General features: G+C 75.9%; 1 protein-coding gene. It reads right to left on the reverse strand.

What is annotated here, in order from left to right:
• On the reverse strand, positions 1–4804 hold a 4804-nt coding region (locus ACIRBY_RS38600), incomplete at both ends, for a type I polyketide synthase (RefSeq protein WP_403910126.1).

A 4804-nucleotide genomic window follows, 5' to 3' on the forward strand; every position in this document is an offset into this window, starting at 1 on the left:
CGGAACAACGCCACCTCCACCGCGAACAACGCCGGCTGGGTGAACCGCGTCTCGTCCAGCAGCTCCGCATCCTCCCCGAACACCACCTCCCGCAGGGGCAGTTCGAGATACGGATCGAGCGCGGCGCACACCGCGTCGAAGGCGGACGCGAACACCGGGAAGGCCGCGTACAGTTCACGCCCCATACCCGGGCGCTGACTGCCCTGCCCCGAGAAGAGGAACGCCGTCCGGCTGCCGCCGACGGGCGTGCCCTGCGGGGTCTCCGCCCGCAGGAAGGCGGTGGCCGCCGGCCGGCCCGCGAGGAGGTCCTCCAGGCCGCTGAGCAGCTCCTCGCGGTGCGTGCCGACGACGGCGGACCGCAGGTCCAGGGCGGCGCGGGGTGCGAGGGAGAGGGCCACGTCGAGGGGGTGCAGGTCCGGGTGGGCGGTGAGGTGGGCGAGGAGGCGTCCGGCCTGCGCGCGCAGCGCCGCCGGGTCCTTGGCGGACAGCGGCCAGACGACGGCCGTGTCGGGGGCCGGCACGCCTTCGGGGGCCTGGTGCGGCTCCGGTGCCCCGTGCGGTGCGGGCTGCTCGATGACGACGTGGGCGTTGGTGCCGCTGACGCCGAAGGAGGAGACGCCCGCCCGGCGCGGACGGCCGTCGTGCTCCGCCCACTCCCGGGCCTCCGTCAGCAGCCGCACGTCTCCCGCGGACCAGTCCACATGCGGGGAGGGCTCGTCCACGTGCAGGGTCTTCGGCAGCACCCCGTGGCGCATCGCCATCACCATCTTGATCACACCGGCGACGCCGGCGGCGGCCTGCGTGTGCCCGATGTTGGACTTCAGCGAGCCCAGCCACAGCGGCCGGTCCGCGTCCCGCTCCTGCCCGTAGGTGGCCAGGAGGGCCTGGGCCTCGATCGGGTCGCCGAGGGTGGTGCCCGTGCCGTGCGCCTCGACGGCGTCGACGTCGGCCGTCGACAGGCCGGCCTGCGCGAGGGCCTGGCGGATGACCCGCTGCTGTGAGGGCCCGTTCGGGGCGGTCAGGCCGTTGGACGCACCGTCCTGGTTGATCGCGGTGCCCCGTACGACGGCCAGCACCCGGTGCCCGTTGCGGCGGGCATCGGACAGCCGCTCCACGAGCAGCATGCCGGCGCCCTCGGCCCAGCCGGTGCCGTCGGCCCCTGCCGAGAAGGCCTTGCAGCGGCCGTCGGCGGCCAGCCCGCGCTGGCGGCTGAACTCCACGAAGATGTTGGGGGTCGCCATGACGGTGACCCCGCCCACGAGGGCCATGGAGCACTCGCCTTGCCGCAGGGCCTGCGCCGCGAGGTGCAGGGCCACCAGCGACGAGGAGCAGGCCGTGTCCACGGTCACCGCCGGCCCCTCCAGGCCGAAGGTGTAGGCCACGCGACCGGAGGCGATGCTGCCCGCGCTGCCGTTGACGAGGTAGCCCTCGAAGCCGTCGGGGACGACGGAGAGGCGGGAGCCGTAGTCGTGGTACATGACCCCGGCGAACACCCCGGTACGCGAGCCCTTCAGCGACGCCGGATCGATCCCGGCCCGCTCGAACACCTCCCACGAGGTCTCCAACAGCAACCGCTGCTGCGGATCCATCGCCAACGCCTCACGCGGCGAGATCCCGAAGAACGCCGCGTCGAACTCCCCCGCCTCATAGAGGAACCCGCCCTCACGGGCATAACTCGTCCCCGCATGATCCGGATCCGGGTGATACAGCCCCTCCAACGCCCAGCCTCGGTCCACCGGGAACCCGCCGACCGCGTCACCACCCTCCGCGACCAACCGCCACAGGTCCTCCGGAGAACGCACCCCACCCGGATACCGGCAGCTCATCCCCACGATCACGATCGGATCGTCGGCGGCCGGGAGGCCGCCGGGCAGCACGCCCGTCGGGACCGGAGCGGTCGTGGCGGGGGCGTCGCCGAGGATCTCGGCGCGCAGGAAGCGGGTGAGGGCCAGCGGGGTGGGGTGGTCGAAGACCAGGGTCGCCGGCAGTCGGGTTCCGGTGACGGCGCCCAGCAGGTTCCGCAGTTCGACGGCGGTCAGCGAGTCGAAGCCGAGGTCCTTGAAGGGGCGTTCGGGTTCCACCCGGTCGGGCGAGGCGTGGCCGAGGACCGTGGCGACCTGGCCGCGTACCAGGTCGGTCAGGACGCGTTCCTGTTCGGACTCGGGCAGCCCGCGCAGGGTCGCGGCGAGGGCGGAGGCGCGGTCCGCGGGTGAGGCGGAGGGCGCGCCGGGGCCGCTGTGGGCCTTGCGGACCGGGGTCCTGACCAGCCCGCGCAGGAGGGCGGGGACCTTGCCCTCGGCCGCCTGGACGCGGAGTCCCGCGTGGTCCAGCGGAACGGGGAAGAGGACGTCCGCGCCGGTCGCGCAGGCGGCGTCGAACAGGGCGAGGCCGGTGGCCGCGTCCATGGCGACGAGGCCCATGCGGCGGATCCGCGCGAGGTCGGTGGAGTCCAGCTTGCCGGTCATGCCGCTGCCGTCGGCCCACAGGCCCCAGGCCAGGGACACGGCGGGCAGTCCGGCCGCGTGGCGCCGCTGGGCGAGGGCGTCGAGGAAGGCGTTGGCGGCGGCGTAGTTGGCCTGGCCGGCGCCGCCGAGCGTGGCGGAGACGGAGGAGAAGAGCACGAACGCGGACAGGTCCATGTCGCGGGTGAGCTCGTGCAGGTGGAGGGCGGCGTCGACCTTCGGCCGCAGGACGTGGTCGACGCGGTCCGGGGTGAGGGCGGGGACGATGCCGTCGTCGGTCACCCCGGCCGCGTGGACCACGGCGGCCAGGGGGTGCCCGTCGGGGACCGTGGCCAGCAGGTCGGCCAGGGCGCGGCGGTCGGCCACGTCGCAGGCGGCGGTGGTGACCCGGGCGCCGAGGGCGGTGAGTTCGGCCTCGAAGTCGGCCGCGCCTTCGGCGGCGGGGCCCCGGCGGCCGGTCAGCAGGAGGTGGCGTACGCCGTGCTCGGTGACGAGGTGGCGGGCGACGAGCCGGCCGAGGGTGCCGGTGGCGCCGGTGACCAGGACGGTGCCTTCGGCCGGGAACGCCCGGCGGTGCGGGGAGCCGTCGGCCGACCGGTCCGTGTGGGGGGCCAGGCGGGGCAGCAGGACCGTGCCGCCGCGTACGGCGAGCTGGGGTTCGCCGGTGGCCAGGGCGGCGCGCAGGGCCTCCCGGCCGGGGCCGGCGTCCGGGTCCAGGCCCGGTTCCAGGTCGAGGAGGACGAAGCGGTCGGGGTTCTCCGACTGGGCCGTGCGGAGCATGCCCCAGACGGCGGCCTGGGCCGGATCCAGCGCGCCGCGTTCGGCGGGGGTGGTCGCGACCGCGCGGCGGGTGACGAGGACGAGCGGGGTCCGGTCGGACCGCTCCTCGGCGAGCCACTCCTGGATCAGTGCGAGCGTGCGGTGGGCGGTGGCGCGTACGGCTTCGGCCGGGTCGTCCGGTGCCGTGCCGCCGTCGGGGTCCGGGCCGGCGAGGGCCACGACGCAGTCGGGTTCGGGGGCGTCGGCGGGCGCCTGGACCGGGGTCCAGTCGAGCCGGAGGAGGGTGTCGGCGCGGGGCGCCGCCGCCGCGCGGAGCCGGTCGGCGGAGACCGGGCGCAGGACGAGGGCGTCGACCGAGGCGACGGTCTGGCCCGCCGTGTCGGCGACCAGGACGGAGACGGTGTCCGGGCCGGCCGGGGTCAGCCGGACGCGTACGGCGGGGGCTCCGGCGGCGTGCAGGCCGACCCCGCTCCAGGAGAAGGGCAGCAGGCCCCGGCCGGTGTCGGTGCCGGAGAGCAGGCCGAGCCAGGAGGCGTGGAGGGCGGCGTCGAGGAGGGCCGGGTGCAGCCCGAACGTGTCGGCGTCCGGTGCCGTGGGGGCGGGGAGGGCTGCGGCGGCGTACAGGGAGTCGCCGCGGCGCCACGCCTCGGTGAGGCCGCGGAAGACCGGGCCGTAGCCGAAGCCGAGGTCGTCGAGGAGCGCGTAGAGGTGGTCGGTGGCGACCGGTTCGGCTCCGTGCGGGGGCCAGGCGGCGAGCTCGGACGCCACCGGGGGCGGGGCCGCTTCGGCGGACAGGGTGCCGCCGGCGTGACGCGTCCAGTCGCGGGAGGTGGCGGGGTCCTCGGGGCGGGAGTGGAGTTCCAGGGCGCAGCGGCCCGTGGGGTCGGGGGCCCCGACCGTGAGGCGGAGCTGGACGCCGCCGTGCTCGGGCAGGACGAGCGGGGCCTCCAGGGTGAGGTCCTCGATGTGTGCGCAGCCGGCTTCCCGGCCGGCCCGCAGGGCCAGTTCGACGAAGGCGGTGCCGGGGACGAGGACCGCTCCGGAGACGGTGTGGTCGGCGATCCAGGGGTGGGTGGCGAGGGAGAGGCGGCCGGTGAGCACGATGGCGCCGTCCGGGAGCACCACGGTGGCGCCCAGGAGGGGGTGTTCGGTGTCGGTGACGCCGATCGCCTCGGGGTCGGCGGATGCGGGGACGTGCAGCCAGTAGTTCTCGCGCTGGAAGGCGTAGGTGGGCAGGGCGATGCGGCGGGCGCCGCGGTCGGCGTACCAGGCCGTCCAGTCGACGGGGGTGCCGTGGACGTGGAGCCGGGCGAGGGCGGTGGTGACGGCCAGGTCCTCGGCCCGGTCGGCCCGCAGGACGGGTACCGTGACGGCCTGCTCGTCGACGAGCTCCCGGGCCAGGGCGGACAGGGCGCCGCCGGGGCCGATCTCCAGGAGGGTGCGCACCTCCTCGGCGGCGAGGGTGGCGACGGCGTCGGCGAAGCGCACGGCCTCGCGGACGTGGCTCACCCAGTAGTCGGCGGAGCGGAACTCCTCCGCCGAGACCATCCGCCCGGTGAGGG

The sequence above is a fragment of the Streptomyces sp. NPDC096136 genome (genome assembly GCF_044763325.1).
GTDB lineage: Bacteria > Actinomycetota > Actinomycetes > Streptomycetales > Streptomycetaceae > Streptomyces.